The organism is Anabaena sp. CCY 9613 (genome assembly GCF_963920895.1).
Classification (GTDB): Bacteria; Cyanobacteriota; Cyanobacteriia; order Cyanobacteriales; family Nostocaceae; genus Cyanocohniella.
Map to the genome: position 1 here is coordinate 394916 of NZ_CAWUDE010000003.1, position 15169 is coordinate 410084.

The 15169-nt window shown below is 43.6% G+C and carries 13 protein-coding genes; 7 read left to right on the forward strand and 6 right to left on the reverse strand.

Annotated features, from left to right (window positions below; genetic code table 11):
* The first annotated feature begins 112 nt into the window (after positions 1 to 112).
* Both ACM0OT_RS05515 and ACM0OT_RS05520 read left to right on the forward strand, forming a co-directional pair.
* On the forward strand, positions 113 to 3355 hold the full coding sequence (locus ACM0OT_RS05515) for a DEAD/DEAH box helicase (RefSeq protein WP_414563396.1): 3243 nt from the start codon (positions 113 to 115) through the stop codon (positions 3353 to 3355).
* A gap of 41 nt (positions 3356 to 3396) precedes the next feature.
* Positions 3397 to 4233, forward strand: coding sequence for an SWIM zinc finger family protein (locus ACM0OT_RS05520; RefSeq protein WP_414563397.1), 837 nt, complete (start codon positions 3397 to 3399; stop codon positions 4231 to 4233).
* Between the two features lie 133 nt (positions 4234 to 4366).
* On the opposite strand, the gene ACM0OT_RS05525 is transcribed toward ACM0OT_RS05520, so the two are convergent.
* The 3 genes from ACM0OT_RS05525 to psbD form a co-directional block, all read right to left on the reverse strand.
* Complete coding sequence (locus ACM0OT_RS05525; protein ID WP_414563398.1) at positions 4367 to 4552, reverse strand: PCP reductase family protein; 186 nt, start codon at positions 4550 to 4552, stop codon at positions 4367 to 4369.
* Positions 4553 to 4730: 178 nt separating this feature from the next.
* Positions 4731 to 6119 carry a photosystem II reaction center protein CP43 gene (gene psbC, locus ACM0OT_RS05530; RefSeq protein WP_414563399.1) on the reverse strand — a complete coding sequence of 463 codons (1389 nt, stop codon included), beginning with the start codon at positions 6117 to 6119 and terminating at the stop codon, positions 4731 to 4733.
* Positions 6103 to 7161 (reverse strand): photosystem II D2 protein (photosystem q(a) protein), encoded by a 1059-nt coding sequence (gene psbD, locus ACM0OT_RS05535; RefSeq protein WP_414563400.1) that lies wholly within the window; start codon positions 7159 to 7161, stop codon positions 6103 to 6105. The genes psbC and psbD overlap by 17 nt, the downstream gene beginning before the upstream one ends.
* 445 nt (positions 7162 to 7606) lie before the next feature.
* Between psbD and ACM0OT_RS05540 the strand changes: the two genes are divergently transcribed.
* The 3 genes from ACM0OT_RS05540 (at position 7607) to ACM0OT_RS05550 (ending at position 10422) form a co-directional block, all read left to right on the forward strand.
* Positions 7607 to 8203, forward strand: coding sequence for a photosystem I assembly protein Ycf4 (locus tag ACM0OT_RS05540; RefSeq protein ID WP_414563425.1), 597 nt, complete (start codon positions 7607 to 7609; stop codon positions 8201 to 8203).
* Positions 8204 to 8364: 161 nt separating this feature from the next.
* Positions 8365 to 9141 carry a peptidylprolyl isomerase gene (locus ACM0OT_RS05545; RefSeq protein ID WP_414563401.1) on the forward strand — a complete coding sequence of 259 codons (777 nt, stop codon included), beginning with the start codon at positions 8365 to 8367 and terminating at the stop codon, positions 9139 to 9141.
* Positions 9142 to 9273: 132 nt separating this feature from the next.
* On the forward strand, positions 9274 to 10422 hold the full coding sequence (locus ACM0OT_RS05550; RefSeq protein WP_414563402.1) for a beta-ketoacyl-ACP synthase: 1149 nt from the start codon (positions 9274 to 9276) through the stop codon (positions 10420 to 10422).
* Positions 10423 to 10556: 134 nt separating this feature from the next.
* Here the strand turns inward: ACM0OT_RS05550 and menD are convergent, their stop codons facing one another.
* Positions 10557 to 12320 carry a 2-succinyl-5-enolpyruvyl-6-hydroxy-3-cyclohexene-1-carboxylic-acid synthase gene (gene menD / locus ACM0OT_RS05555; protein WP_414563403.1) on the reverse strand — a complete coding sequence of 588 codons (1764 nt, stop codon included), beginning with the start codon at positions 12318 to 12320 and terminating at the stop codon, positions 10557 to 10559.
* Positions 12321 to 12392: 72 nt separating this feature from the next.
* On the opposite strand from menD, the gene folB reads away from it, so the two are divergent.
* Entirely contained in the window at positions 12393 to 12752 is a 360-nt protein-coding gene (gene folB / locus ACM0OT_RS05560) for a dihydroneopterin aldolase (RefSeq protein WP_414563404.1), read from the forward strand.
* An 18-nt stretch (positions 12753 to 12770) separates the two neighbouring features.
* Here the strand turns inward: folB and ACM0OT_RS05565 are convergent, their stop codons facing one another.
* Positions 12771 to 13940 (reverse strand): homocysteine biosynthesis protein, encoded by a 1170-nt coding sequence (locus ACM0OT_RS05565; protein ID WP_414563405.1) that lies wholly within the window; start codon positions 13938 to 13940, stop codon positions 12771 to 12773.
* Positions 13941 to 14096, reverse strand: coding sequence for a hypothetical protein (locus ACM0OT_RS05570; RefSeq protein WP_414563406.1), 156 nt, complete (start codon positions 14094 to 14096; stop codon positions 13941 to 13943).
* 56 nt (positions 14097 to 14152) lie between these two features.
* Here ACM0OT_RS05570 and ACM0OT_RS05575 point away from each other — a divergent pair, with 56 nt between their 5' ends.
* Entirely contained in the window at positions 14153 to 15124 is a 972-nt protein-coding gene (locus tag ACM0OT_RS05575) for a cysteine synthase A (protein ID WP_414563407.1), read from the forward strand.
* Positions 15125 to 15169 lie beyond the last annotated feature (45 nt).

Here is a 15169-nt window from a genome sequence, read left to right on the forward strand (position 1 = left end):
CAGCTTTATAATATTAGATTTATTGGTCACATTATAAAATTTCATGGCATTAATTTACTCCCAGTAAGAGACACTTCATTATTTAATTTAACAAAATATCAATAGTTGACAAATGGCAATTTTACACGGTAGTTGGTTACTAGTAAATCAAAATAATTGTTTATTTATTTGGGGCGAAACATGGCGTTCTTCCCAAGTAAGCTTTGATCTGACTAAATCACTGGAGTTACCACTACATCCTTTGGCGATGACAGCCGCAGAGTTGAGCGAGTGGTTAAGTACTCAAAATATAAAAATTGCTAAATCATTACAACAACCCCAAGTTGCTGTAGCTGCCACTAAAAGAACTCGTAAAATTGCCAGTGCAAATGAAGTAAGTTTGCCCACACAATCCCAAATTATTGCTTTACCAACTTATATTGCCGAACAAAATGCAGCAGAAATAGTATCTGTTTCTCCCTTACATTCTGGCAGCTTGGGTTCGGAAATAGATGCTCCACAATACTTACAACCGTGGCGAATTGAGGGTTTCTGTCTCAACCCCAGTGAAGCCATAAAATTTCTGACTTCTTTGCCATTAAATGCTGCTAAAGCAGAAAATTCTGTTTTGGGTGGAGATTTACGCTTTTGGTCACAAGTTTCCCGCTGGAGTTTGGATTTAATTGCCCGGTGTAAGTTTTTACCAACTATCCACAGACAATCAGATCAGTCCATAGCTGCCAAATGGCAAGTCCTGTTAGATAGTGCTGTAGATGGAACACGCCTGGAAAAATTTGCTGCGAATATGCCTCTGGCTTGTCGTACTTATCAGCAAGAAAGGGGGAGTGGGGATGAGCAATCTTTAATTTATGTGGACGTACCTCCATCACCGCAGGAATTATTGCTGGGATTTCTCAACAGTCTGATAGATGCCCAAGTGCGCGAGATGTTGGGTTCTCAACCTGTAATGGAACCTAGAATGATGGCATCTTTACCAGTTGGGGTGCGACAGTGGTTGCAGGGTTTAGCGAGTGAATCTCACACAGTTAATGCAGATGCAATGGAAGTGGAACGGCTGGAAGGGGCGCTGAAAGCTTGGACTATGCCTTTGCAATACCAACTAACAGGGAAGACATTATTTCGCACCACTTTTCAACTGCGGCCTCCCGAGTCGGAAGAAACCGATTGGATCTTGGCGTATTTTCTCCAGGCCGCAGATGATCCCCAGTTTTTAGTAGATGCAGCCACAATTTGGCAAAATCCTGTGGAGCAATTAGTTTATCAAAATCGCACCATTGAGCAACCACAAGAAACGTTATTGCGGGGATTGGGTTTAGCTTCTCGATTGTATCCAGTTCTGGCTCCTAGTTTGGAAACAGAATATCCACAATTTTGCCATCTCAATCCATTACAAGCTTATGAGTTCATCAAGGCTGTGGCTTGGCGGATGGAAGATAGTGGTTTGGGGGTAATTTTACCTCCGAGTTTGGCGAACCGTGAAGGATGGGCGAATCGCTTAGGTTTGAAAATTAGCGCTGAAACCCAAAAGAAAAAGTCAGGACGTTTGGGTTTACAAAGTCTGTTGAATTTTCAATGGGAATTGGCCATTGGTGGGCAGACTATTTCTAAAACTGAGTTTAATAAACTTGTGGCTTTGAATAGCCCACTAGTGGAAATTAACGGTGAGTGGGTAGAGTTGCGATCGCCAGATATTAAAACAGCACAATCATTTTTTACCTCTCGCAAAGACCAAATGGCATTGTCTTTAGAAGACGCTTTACGTCTGAGTACGGGAGATACCCAGGTGATTGAAAAGTTACCTGTAGTTAGTTTTGAGGCATCTGGGGCCTTACAAGAGTTGATTGGGGCCCTATCAAATAACCAGGCGATCGCCCCTCTACCCACACCCGCCAGTTTTCAAGGACAATTACGTCCTTATCAAGAACGAGGTGCAGCTTGGCTGTCTTTTTTGGAACAATGGGGTTTGGGTGCATGTCTGGCTGACGATATGGGACTGGGCAAAACCATTGAGTTTATTGCTTTCCTCCTCCACCTCAAAGAACAGGATGCACTAGAAAATCCCACATTGTTAGTGTGTCCGACTTCTGTTTTAAGCAACTGGGAACGGGAATTTAAAAAATTTGCCCCCAGCTTGAAAGTTTTGCAGCACCACGGTGATAAACGTGCTAAAGGTAAGGCATTTGTTACCGCAGCCACAAAACACGATGTAGTGATTACTAGTTACTCACTAATTCATCGAGATATTCAATCATTACAAGGTGTTTCTTGGCAAATAATTGTGTTAGACGAAGCCCAGAATGTGAAAAATTCTGAAGCCAAACAATCACAAGCAGTGAGACAATTAGAAGCCACATTTCGTGTTGCTTTAACAGGAACACCAGTAGAAAATAGACTACAAGAACTGTGGTCTATTTTGGATTTTCTCAATCCTGGTTATTTAGGCAATCGGCAATTTTTCCAGCGACGGTTTGCCATGCCCATTGAAAAATATGGTGATACAGCTTCTTTAAATCAATTGCGTGGTTTAGTGCAACCGTTTATTTTGCGTCGCCTGAAAACAGATCGGGAAATTATTCAAGATTTGCCAGAAAAGCAAGAAATGACAGTATTTTGTGGTTTAGCTACCGAACAAGGGGCACTTTACCAACAAGTAGTAGAAGCATCTTTAGCAGAAATTGAATCTGCCGAAGGATTGCAACGTCGAGGAATGATTTTAGGGTTATTAATCAAACTCAAACAAATCTGTAATCACCCAGCCCAGTATTTAAAAGCCAACTCCTTAGCAGAACATCATTCAGGCAAACTGCAACGGCTAGAAGAAATGTTAGACGAAGTTTTAGCAGAAGGTGATGCTGGCCCAGAACGCTCTTTAATTTTTACCCAATTTGCGGAATGGGGTAAATTACTAAAACCACATTTAGAACAAAAACTAGGGCGAGAAATCTTGTTTTTATATGGCGGTACCAGTAAAAAACAACGTGACGAAATGATTGACCGTTTCCAACACGATCCCCAAGGTCCGCCAATTATGATTCTGTCTTTAAAAGCAGGTGGAGTGGGACTAAATTTAACCAGGGCTAATCACGTCTTCCACTTTGACAGATGGTGGAATCCTGCCGTAGAAAATCAAGCCACAGATAGAGTATTTCGCATTGGACAAACTCGGAATGTCCAGGTGCATAAATTTGTTTGCACTGGTACATTAGAGGAAAAAATTCATGACATGATTGAAAGTAAAAAACAACTAGCCGAACAAGTAGTAGGTGCAGGTGAAGAGTGGTTAACTGAAATGGATACAGACCAACTGCGTAATTTGCTATTACTTGATCGTAGTGCGGTAATTGAAGAAGATTAGGGACTGGGAACTAGAGAATAGGGAACTAAAAATTACGAATTATGACTAATGAAACTCTGCAAGCAAGCCGTGAATGGTGGTCACAAAAATGGCTAGAATTACTAGATGCTTATCGCTTTAAAAAGCGTTTAGAACGTGCGCGAAATTATTCCCGTCAGGGCAATGTACTCAGCATTGAGTTTAAAGGTGCCAAGGTATTAGCTAAAGTACAAGGTAGTGAAGTAGAACCTTATAAAGTTTCTCTTTCCCTTGACCATTTTAGTGAAGAAGAATGGAGTTATGTCATTGAAACCATGTCCCAAAAGGCTATTTTTGCAGCCAAATTATTAGCTGGAGAAATGCCGCAAAATATCGAAGAAGTATTTACAAAAAATGGTCTATCTTTGTTTCCCTTTACACTTTCAGATGTTCATAGCAAATGCTCTTGTCCTGATAAAGCCAACCCCTGTAAACATATTGGAGCGGTGTATTATCAGTTAGGCGATCGCTTCAGTGAAGACCCCTTTGTACTATTTCAATTGCGCGGGCGTACTAAAGAGCAAATTATTAGCAATTTACGTCATTTACGCGGTGCTAAAGTTGAAGTTACTACACCTGAAGTCACAAATGTTGAACAGCCTGCTTTACCCCATCAAGACACTATAAAGATTGGTGATTTCTGGCAATATCATGAACCACTAGAGTCTTCCTTGGTAGTGATTACGCCATCAAGTAGCGAAACAGTATTAGATGTATTGGGATCAATTCCCTTAGCTAAAACAGAAGAAAACTTAATGAATTTACCTGTTAGCGATGTGGTGATGAAGTATTTGGACACTGTTTACAAACAGGTAAGTCAGCAAGCTATGTTATCAGCTATGAATGTGGGAGAAAGCTAACTCAGGATATTTTGTTGATGTTCTCCTGATCAAAAGTCAGGAGATCCATGTTGGCAAAAATTTATTCACAGGACTTACGCAAAATCATCAGAGTTTTCGAGAGTTCTTGCATAAGTCCTCATTCAAACAAGTTTTACTGTCCAAACTCAAGTCTAGCTTGTTCCACTAAATCTGCTGTCACCACCTCTTGTTCTGCTTGACGTGCCATCTGTTCAATTCGGGCTTTAGCTTGGGAACGGGCAAAAAAGGGAATCTTTTTTAACTTGGACTGAGCTTCTACTGTCCATCGCAAAGCATCTGTAAAATTTGAATCACTCATCAGATTGATACCTTCATGTAATCACAGATGACCATAAATCATGTCATCTATCATGGCTTTTAGTGGGCTATGTTATATCTTTGATTGTGTCATATGCAATAACATATAAAAAAAGCCCCTGTTTTTACACAAGGGCAAAAAAGCATTTGATTGTCAGTGATGAAAGAAAACTTTCAGCCTAGTCAAGGTCATTCATAAACATAACTGGCTCAGTTTCACGGTTGATACCTTTCTCAAAACCACCAGAAGCAGCACGGGCGCGTCCAGCGTGCCATAAGTGGCCTATGAGGAAGAAGAAACCTAACACGAAGTGAGAGGTAGCCAACCAAGCGCGAGGAGATACATAGTTAAAGGAGTTGATTTCGGTAGCAACTCCACCCACAGAGTTCAAGGAACCCAAAGGTGCGTGGGTCATGTATTCAGCAGCACGACGTGCTTGCCAGGGCTGAATGTCGTTCTTCACTTTATCTAGGTCAAGACCGTTAGGCCCACGTAGAGGCTCTAACCAAGGGCCTTGGAAATCCCAGAAGCGCATGGTTTCACCACCAAAGATGATTTCACCAGTTGGAGAGCGCATGAGATATTTACCTAGACCTGTAGGGCCTTGTGCAGAACCAACGTTAGCACCTAAGCGTTGGTCACGAATCAAAAAGGTCAAAGCTTGTGCTTGAGAAGCTTCAGGGCCAGTGGGGCCGAAGAATTCACTGGGGTAAACGGTATTGTTGTACCAAACCATACAGGAGGCGATAAAGCCCATTAAGGACAATGCACCCAAGCTGTAGGATAGGTAAGCTTCACCAGACCAGATGAACGCACGACGCGCCCATGCAAAAGGCTTGGTAAAGATGTGCCAAATACCACCAGCAATACAGATTAAGGCAACCCAGATGTGACCACCGATGACATCTTCCATGTTACTGACGCTGACAATCCAGCCTTCGCCACCGAAGGGGGATTTGATCAAATAACCGAAGATGACTGCTGGATTCAGTGTTGGGTTCGTAATCACACGAACATCACCACCACCAGGTGCCCAGGTATCATACACACCGCCGAAGAACATTGCTTTCAGCACCAATAGCAACGCACCACATCCGAGGATGATTAGGTGGAAGCCGATGATGTTGGTCATTTTGTTCTTGTCTTTCCAGTCATAACCAAAGAAGGAAGAATACTCTTCTAAGGTTTCTGGGCCACGAACAGCATGATAAATACCACCAAAACCCAGCACAGCTGAAGAAATTAGGTGGAGTACACCAACAACAAAGTAGGGGAAGGTGTCGATGACTTCACCACCAGCACCAACGCCCCAGCCTAAAGTAGCGAGGTGAGGAAGCAGGATCAAGCCCTGCTCGTACATAGGCTTTTCCGGAATGAAGTGAGCGACTTCAAACAAAGTCATCGCTCCGGCCCAGAATACGATCAAACCAGCATGGGCAACGTGAGCGCCAAGCAGTTTACCAGATAAGTTGATGAGACGAGCGTTACCAGACCACCAGGCAAAACCTGTGGATTCTTGGTCACGTCCGCCGCCTAAGACATTGGGTCTATTAGAGAGCGTTACCACGAGGTAGAACCTCCTCAGGGAATATAAATTGTTCGTGAGGCTGATCTTGAGGAGCCATCCAAGCGCGGATACCCTCGTTCAGCAAAATGTTTTTGGTATAGAAGGTTTCAAATTCGGGGTCTTCAGCCGCGCGCAATTCCTGGGATACGAAGTCATATGCCCGGAGGTTGAGCGCTAAACCGACAATCCCAATGGAAGCCATCCACAAGCCTGTGACTGGCACAAACAGCATGAAGAAGTGTAACCAACGTTTGTTGGAGAAGGCAATACCGAAAATCTGTGACCAGAAACGGTTTGCTGTCACCATTGAGTAGGTTTCTTCTGCTTGGGTGGGGTTGAAGGCGCGGAAGGTGTTGGATGCTTCGCCGTCTTCAAACAAGGTGTTTTCGACTGTGGCTCCGTGAATGGCACACAATAGCGCTCCACCGAGTACACCTGCTACACCCATCATGTGGAAGGGGTTGAGTGTCCAGTTGTGGAATCCTTGCAGGAATAGTAGGAACCGGAAGATGGCTGCTACTCCAAAGCTGGGTGCAAAGAACCAGGAAGATTGTCCCAAGGGGTACATCAGAAATACGCTGACGAATACCGCGATGGGGGCAGAAAATGCTAGGGCGTTGTAGGGACGAATGCCTACTAGCCGCGCAATTTCAAATTGCCGCAACATGAAGCCGATTAAGGCAAAGGCTCCGTGTAGGGCCACGAATGGCCATAAGCCACCGAGTTGGAACCAACGGGTGAGGTCTCCTTGCGCTTCTGGCCCCCACAGTAACAACAGGGAGTGTCCCATGCTGTCTGCGGGGCTAGATACTGCTACTGTCAAGAAGTTACAGCCTTCCAGGTAGGATGAGGCTAATCCGTGGGTGTACCACGAAGTTACAAAGGTTGTACCGGTTAGCCAACCGCCTAGTGCTAGGTAAGCGCAGGGGAATAATAATACTCCTGACCAACCTACAAATACGAAGCGATCGCGCTTTAACCAGTCGTCTAGTACGTCAAACCACCCTCTTGTACTGGGGGCGCGTCCTACTGCGATGGTCATTGAACTAAAATCCTCTTTTTACTAAAATTGCAACGTCTTGGAAGCAGCGCTATCGATTATTTAACCGAATGAATGCGACTACCACGAGGAATAACGTTTTTTTTGACAATCTCAGTAGCTTACCAGCATCTGAGAATCTGAGAGTTTACCATCTTGATAATCGGTATTTCTCAGAGTTATGCCATTACACGTACCATTGGCTAAATATCTAGCTTGTGGTAACTTAATGATTCTTAACTTATCACATTTGTTCGGGTTTTTGCCTAATGCACTTGCGTAAATCAGGTATTTAACACAAACCTATTACATATTATGAATATCAGAATTTTAACAATTTGACACAACTTTTCTCATAAATTTTACAAGTCTAGACCTACAACTTGCAAGACAAGCTCGCAAAATGGCAGACTTTGAAAGGGAAGAACTCACGGGCCAAGGTAGTTCCATGACGGCATCAACAACAATTAACACAGGCGACTCACCTAATGGCGATCGCAATCCTTCAAGTACCCTGCATCAAAATGTTCTCGGTTCTCGTCGGTTGAGCAACTACTGTTGGGCAATTATCGTGACATTAGGAGCTACAGGCTTTTTGTTAGCTGGCATATCTAGTTACCTCAAAGTAAATTTACTCCTAGTTACCGATGCCACCCAACTGATTTTCGTCCCTCAAGGACTAGTGATGGGCTTATATGGCAGCGCTGGACTGCTTTTAGCTTTATACCTCTGGCTAGTTATTCTCTGGGACGTAGGCGGCGGCTACAACGATTTTAATCAAGAAACTGGCAGTATCAAAATTTTTCGTTGGGGTTTTCCTGGCAAAAACCGTCGCATCGAACTTGATAGCCGTATCCAAGATGTACAGTCTGTAAGGATTGACATTAAAGAAGGTCTTAATCCTCGTCGGGCTATTTACCTGCGCGTTAAGGGTCGTCGAGACATACCTTTAACACGAGTGGGTCAACCGTTATCTTTAGCGGAGTTAGAAACAACCGGTGCGGAATTAGCCAGGTTTTTGGGAGTACCCTTAGAAGGTTTGTAACAGAGATCAGGGAGATGGGGACTTGGTTAGATGGGGAATCAAGATTTTGTTACCAGTCCAAAGCCTTCCCCCCTGCACCCTGCACCCTGCCTCCCTGCTTCTTTCCCATGACCAATTACTAATCACAGGATAAGATACATTGGTTGTGTTGGTAACTGGCTATGCGGTTCAAAGTTTCACAATTTTTAGTTGCTCTATTGATAGTCGGTGCTTTGATGTTAGGAGGATGTACACCTGATGAGGAAGCTACTTCTAACTCTTCTTCTCCTAACGCAACAGCAGGTGAGACAAACGCGACTACAAATGCTGAGACAACATCTGTATCAGAAAATACAAGTGAGAGTATTCCGGGAATGAAAAATTTACCACGCCTCGAAGGTATGGCTACCGTGGTGATGACCGTTAACGGTTCGCCAATTACTATCGAGGTAGACGGCACAAATGCCCCAATTACAGCTGGCAACTTCGTCGATTTAGTTCAAAAGGGCGTATACGATGGGTTAGTTTTCCATCGCGTAGTGCGCGAACCCCAACCTTTTGTAGTTCAAGGGGGCGATCCCCAAAGTAAAGACCCCAAAGTTCCAGCAAATAGACTAGGAACTGGTGGTTACGTTGATCCCAATACCGGAAATCAACGTTACATACCTTTAGAAATTAAGCCAAAAGGTGCAGAACAACCGATTTACGGTAAAACTATCAATCAACCACCTGAGTTACAACATAAACTGGGTGCGGTAGCTATGGCGCGATCGCAAATGCCAGACTCCGCGTCTTCACAGTTTTACTTTACCCTCGCGGATCATGCTTTCTTAGATGGTAACTACGCCGTATTTGGCAATGTCACCGAAGGCTTAGATGTCGTGAACAAAATTCAACAAGGCGATCGCATTGAATCGGCTAAAGTTACTCAAGGTGCTGAGAATTTGAAAACACCGTAATTTTGGGAACAGGGGACTGGGGACAAGGGGACAAGGGGAAAAACAAAACAATACTTTTTATTTCCTTGTCCTTCCCATCACCCTATCCCATCCTCCCATCCCCTCATATCTCTCATTTTCTTCATCACCACATTGGTAGTTGTCACTGGTATTGGTTTAATTTCATCTCTGGGCGCAAGCTTGGAGGATAGTTGGCAAAGTTTGCTGGCTGGAAAATCTGGTATTGGCTGGTATCAACTATTTCCTGAATTAGAAGCATATCCTTTAGGTTTAATTGAACAAGAACCCACGAATTTAAAAAATTTGACACGGCGGGTTGTCGCTGCTGCTTTAGAAGATGCTGGATTAATTGCACCTTTACCTGATTGTGCCGTAGTAATTGGATCTAGTCGCAGTCATCAGGGTGCTTGGGAATCTCTGGCGCGAGAAATTTCTATCCCAAATCTCTATAGTAATAATACAGAAATAAAACTAGAAAATTGGTTAGATTTTTTACCACATATGAATGCGATCGCAGCTGCAAGACAAATTGGTGCATCTAGTATTGTGTTGGCACCAATGGCTGCTTGTGCAACTGGTATTTGGGCCATTTCTCAGGCCGCTTTACTAATTAAAACTGGGCAATGTCAACGTGCGATCGCAGGTGCAGTGGAAGCACCAATTACACCTCTGACTTTAGCGGGGTTCCAACAAATGGGCGCTTTGGCAAAAACCGGAGCTTATCCTTTTGATGTACATCGGGAAGGTTTGGTATTAGGTGAAGGTGCAGCTGTGTTTGTCTTGGAATCAGCAGAGTTAGCCAAGCAGCGTCACGCCAGAATTTATGGTGAAGTATTGGGTTTTGGCTTAACAACAGACGCTTATCATCCAAATCAACCAGAACCAGAAGGCAAAAGTGCGATCGCAGCAATTCAGCAATGTCTCAAACGCAGTTCTTTGACACCGAACGATATTGATTACATTCATGCTCACGGTACAGCTACACAGCTAAATGACCGCATAGAAAGTAAAATTATACAAAGTGTGTTTCCTCCAAAAGTAGCTGTCAGTTCTACTAAAGGTGCTACAGGGCATACATTAGGAGCATCAGGAGCCTTGGGTATGGCATTTTCATTATTAGCTTTGCAGCAAAAAATATTACCTCCATGTGTGGGTTTACAGACACCAGAATTTGATTTGAATTTAGTAACGACAGCGCGAGAACACAACATTAAAAATGTATTAACTTTTAGCTTCGGTTTTGGTGGTCAAAATGCCGTTTTAGCTTTGGGTAATTCGTAATTCGTAATTCTTAATTCTTAATTATGAAAGCGGGCATAGCTGCGCTTACCACGGAGTGTCTCGCAGAGAGGACTAAAGTCCTCACTACAAACTTAAAATAATATACCAGTTGCGTAAGTCCTATATATAAACGCTTATGGTGGCAATAATTTTATTGAATCGCAAAAATTACCTAAATTTTCCCGTCGCCATTTAGCATCGGCTTTGCGATTTGTTCGTAACTCTAATACTCTAATTCCTGTGGTTGGAAGAGGATTGAGTCTTTGCTGTAATTGCTGCCAAGAAGTGACTAATTCATGCTGAACACCATATGTAGCACACAACTGAGAAAAATCTATATCTTGGGGAGTGGCAAAAAATTCTTCAAAAGGCGGCTCAAATTTGGCAATGGGTAGCATTTCAAAAATCCCCCCACCATTGTTGTTAATTAAAACAATTGTGAGACTGCCAATAAATTTGTTTCTAATTAAAAAACCGTTGGTGTCGTGTAATAATGCTAAATCTCCTGTTAACATGACAGCGCTTTGTTGACGATGGGCAATTCCTAAAGCTGTGGAAAGCGTACCATCAATGCCATTAGCACCCCGATTAAAGTGCGATCGCACTCCTAAATTATTCGGTTTCCAGAAAAACTCTACATCCCTTACAGGCATACTGTTGGCAATGAATAATAAAGTTGCTGGTGGTAGCACTTGAGAAAGTAACCAAGCCGCTTTACCTTCAAATAACTCATCCATATTTCCCATAGTTTGGTCAACCGCTACCCTAACTTCAGTTTCGGCTGCACACCATTGTTTTAGGTAATCAGAATCCCCCTTATCCCACTGATTTCCCCATCCCCCCATCTCCTCAATACCCATCCGTAGATGAATCGTCCTTCCATGTAGAGGGTCAAGATTTTGATAGCTATTGTCAATTACCCAGCGTCGAGCTTTTGTTGTCTCTATCCAATTACGCAATTCTTTACTTGTAGGTAAATCACCGACTTGAATAATCATGTCTGGTGATAGCTGTTTTGCTAATTGCGGATTACGCAAAATCAAGTCATAGGTAGAAATTAAATAAGGGTTGAGATCAGCATAATTTCTGACAGGGGAGAGTCCTTCTGCTAACACTGGCCATTTTAAAGTTTGGGAAAGTTGAGCGATCGCTTGACAATATTTTTCGGGTTCTTGGGGTTGGGCTACACCGGCGATAATAATGCCACGCTCAGATTGTTGCCATTCTTGGTAATACGGTGATGGGATGATGGGGTGATGCAGCAATGCAGTGATGGGTGTGACGGCTGCAAAAAATTCTTCTGGGTGAAATTGTGACAGTAAATCACTCAAGTCAGTGCCATCGGGGATAGGTGCTAGGGGGTCACGAAAGGGAATATTTAAATGCACTGGCCCCTGCATAGGTGATAGACAGCGCTCCCAACTATGAATTATCATTTGCCGCAGATAAGCTAGCATTTTCATCTCTGGAGCAGGTAAGGCTAACTCTGCTTGCCAGTTGGGGTAAGTACCATACAATTTCACCTGGTCTATGGTTTGTCCAGAGTGACAATCTCTTAATTCTGGTGGTCTATCGCTGGTTAAAACCAATAGGGGTACGCGACTTTCTTTGGCTTCAATTAGCGCTGGGTAAAAATTCGCTCCGGCTGTTCCTGATGTGCAAACAAGTACCACAGGCTTTCCCGTAACTTTTGCTCTTCCCAAGGCAAAAAAGGCGGCTGAACGTTCATCAAGAATAGAAATAGCTTCAATATCTGGTACTTGCTGGACAAAGGCCACCACTAAAGGTGTAGAACGTGAACCAGGGCAAATTACAGCACAATTTAATCCCAGACGCTTGAGTGTTTCGGTTAAGATATCAGCCCAAAGTTGATTAAGATTTGTATAGGCGATCGGCATCTGTAATGGGGAATAGGGTTGGGTGCTACGTCTGTATTGCTGAAAAATTGCTCAATTTAATCTCAAATTCTTATGGATTGCATTCATTTAACAGGGATTCGTTGCTATGGCTACACTGGGTACTTACCAGAAGAACAAGTTTTAGGACAATGGTTTGAGGTGGATGTGAAGTTATGGCTAGATATCTCAACAGCCGCCAAGACTGACGCCATTGAAGACACTCTAGATTATCGCAGTGTCATTAGTTCAATACAACATTTAGTGAAAACCGCTAAATTTGCTTTGCTGGAAAGGTTAGTAGGTGCGATCGCAGATTCTATTCTCCAAGATTGCGATCGCGTTACACAAGTTCAAGTAATTGTGAGCAAACCCGCAGCACCTATTCCCGATTTTGGCGGCAGAATTAGTATTGAACTCACTAAAACAAGATAAATTCCCCAGTCCCCACTCTTAAAAATCTGTCCACCGATCTTGGGGTAAAAACGATCGCTCCATCGGCAGAGGTGCAACTGGTTCTGTGAGGGAAAAAGTACCTGCTTCAATCCATTGTTTTAATTCTGTGGCAATTTGCCGAGAAAAAAATAAGCTGGCCAAGGGAGCAGTCCGTACAGTTTTACCCTCGATGGTGACACGCCCAGACTTGAGTTGGGCGTAACTTACCAAACCAAAGGTAGGACGCACACGTCGGGGGATAGAAAAATCTACTATTGGCGCTACTAAATCTTTGTCTTGGACTGCACAACGGGCAATGACTTCTTCGTTTAACACCGGGAGTGGCACACCTACACCCAACATTAATGAAGGGCCATAACTTTTAAAATAACAACCCCGCACCCAACGTGCATCCATTTGTTTAGCATCACCAATTAAAGCCAAAGTAGCAGCAGGGCCAATGGGTGTCCGATTAGGCAACCGTTTTTGTAAGGGAAAGTGCTGAGTTCCTTCCCAAGCAACATAGCCAATACCACCACCTAAAAAAATCCGCGTACCAATGCCAATAAGTTGCAAATCAGGATCATTTAACAGCGGAGAAACAGCACCAGGGTTAGAATAAACCGCATTTCCCAAGCCCGGTTGTAAGGGGCCTAGATAAGTAAACAGTGGGCGATCGCCTCCGTTCACACCTACGATAAAATTTTGATAAAGATTGCGCGGATTGAATAAATAAAACTGATTTATCGTCTCACGGGTCACAGTAGTTTCAAAAGTTGCCCGTGGATAACAATCTGTTACTTGACCTTGCGCTCTAACCTGCACAGGTTTACCAGCTATTAAAGCTTCTATTACATGACCTCCGCCATGTTCCCGCACTTCCTCTCCATCCATCACATCTACAGGACAACTGGCACCCAAGTATAAATCTACGGCACCAAACCCCGAATATGCTGGGACATTATCGATCCAACAGCGACGAATTTTAATTGGGGGGTCAGTGTGTCCGAGATTAATAATGGCACCACTGGATTCCATCGGCTCAAAAGTGCCAGTTGTAATTACATCAACTTCTTGAGCAACTTTACTTACACCGACTTCTGCAACTCTGGCCTTTAACTCTTCAATAGTCAACACTACCGCACGTTGACGGCTGATTTTTTGATTAATTTCTGTGATTGTTCGCATTTAAAAGATTGCTTGATAGTCATTGGTCATGGGTAAAATCAAATCTCCTTCATCTTCCCACTCCCAGCCTAAGTTACTATCTTTGCGTGCCACCAAGCATGAGAATTGGTCAGGCGATCGCATACGTATGAGTATTTTGGTTGAAGAAACTGTCAATCTGACCACCGCTATAAGCCAAAATTCTTATAGACAAGAACTCAGGTACAGTCACAATGGATATCAAAAATGGATTTGTCGGCACCGTTGGCAACACACCTCTGATTCGCTTAAATAGCTTCAGTGAAGAAACAGGCTGCGAAATCCTTGGTAAAGCAGAATTTCTAAATCCTGGGGGTTCCGTCAAAGACCGGGCTGCACTTTACATTATCGAAGACGCAGAACAAAAAGGACTACTTAAACCCGGTGGCACTGTGGTAGAAGGAACCGCTGGGAATACTGGCATTGGATTAGCACATATTTGCAATGCCAAAGGCTACAAATGCCTGATTATTATTCCCAACACCCAGTCACAAGAAAAAATCGATGCGTTAACGACACTGGGCGCAGAAGTTCGTCCAGTTCCTGCTGTCCCGTACAAAGACCCCAATAATTATGTCAAATTATCTGGCAGAATTGCTGCTGAGTTAGAAAATGCCATTTGGGCAAATCAGTTTGATAATTTAGCCAACCGTCGCGCCCACTACGAAACCACAGGCCCAGAAATCTGGACGCAGACCGATGGTAAAATTGATGCCTGGACTGCTGCAACAGGCACTGGTGGTACTTTTGCTGGTGTTTCTATGTACCTAAAATCACAAAATCCCTCAGTAAAATGCGTAGTTGCCGATCCTATGGGTAGTGGGCTTTATAGCTACATCAAAACTGGTGAAATCAAGATAGAAGGTAATTCCATCACTGAAGGCATAGGTAACAGTCGGATTACTGCCAATATGGAAGGCGCACCAATTGACGATGCCATTCAAATAGACGACACAGAAGCTTTACGTGTTGTTTACCAACTTCTGCAAAAAGATGGTTTGTTAATGGGTGGTTCCACAGGTATTAACGTCGCAGCAGCCGTTGTCCTAGCCAAGCAGTTGGGGCCTGGACACACCATTGCTACCATTTTATGTGACAGTGGCTCCCGCTATCAGTCACGCATATTCAACCAAGAATGGTTAGCCTCAAAAGGACTTTCCATCTAAACCTCCGCAAGGGTACTCCCGCCACAGTCGCAGACTTGGCGGTGA

Coding starts and splice junctions, on each gene's coding strand:
- ACM0OT_RS05515 (WP_414563396.1), top strand. CDS start 113: ATGGCAATTTTACACGGTAGTTGGTTACTAGTAAATCAAAATAATTGT.
- ACM0OT_RS05520 (WP_414563397.1), top strand. CDS start 3,397: ATGACTAATGAAACTCTGCAAGCAAGCCGTGAATGGTGGTCACAAAAA.
- ACM0OT_RS05525 (WP_414563398.1), bottom strand. CDS start 4,552: ATGAGTGATTCAAATTTTACAGATGCTTTGCGATGGACAGTAGAAGCT.
- psbD (WP_414563400.1), bottom strand. CDS start 7,161: ATGACCATCGCAGTAGGACGCGCCCCCAGTACAAGAGGGTGGTTTGAC.
- ACM0OT_RS05540 (WP_414563425.1), top strand. CDS start 7,607: ATGACGGCATCAACAACAATTAACACAGGCGACTCACCTAATGGCGAT.
- ACM0OT_RS05545 (WP_414563401.1), top strand. CDS start 8,365: ATGCGGTTCAAAGTTTCACAATTTTTAGTTGCTCTATTGATAGTCGGT.
- menD (WP_414563403.1), bottom strand. CDS start 12,320: ATGCCGATCGCCTATACAAATCTTAATCAACTTTGGGCTGATATCTTA.
- folB (WP_414563404.1), top strand. CDS start 12,393: ATGGATTGCATTCATTTAACAGGGATTCGTTGCTATGGCTACACTGGG.
- ACM0OT_RS05565 (WP_414563405.1), bottom strand. CDS start 13,940: ATGCGAACAATCACAGAAATTAATCAAAAAATCAGCCGTCAACGTGCG.
- ACM0OT_RS05575 (WP_414563407.1), top strand. CDS start 14,153: ATGGATATCAAAAATGGATTTGTCGGCACCGTTGGCAACACACCTCTG.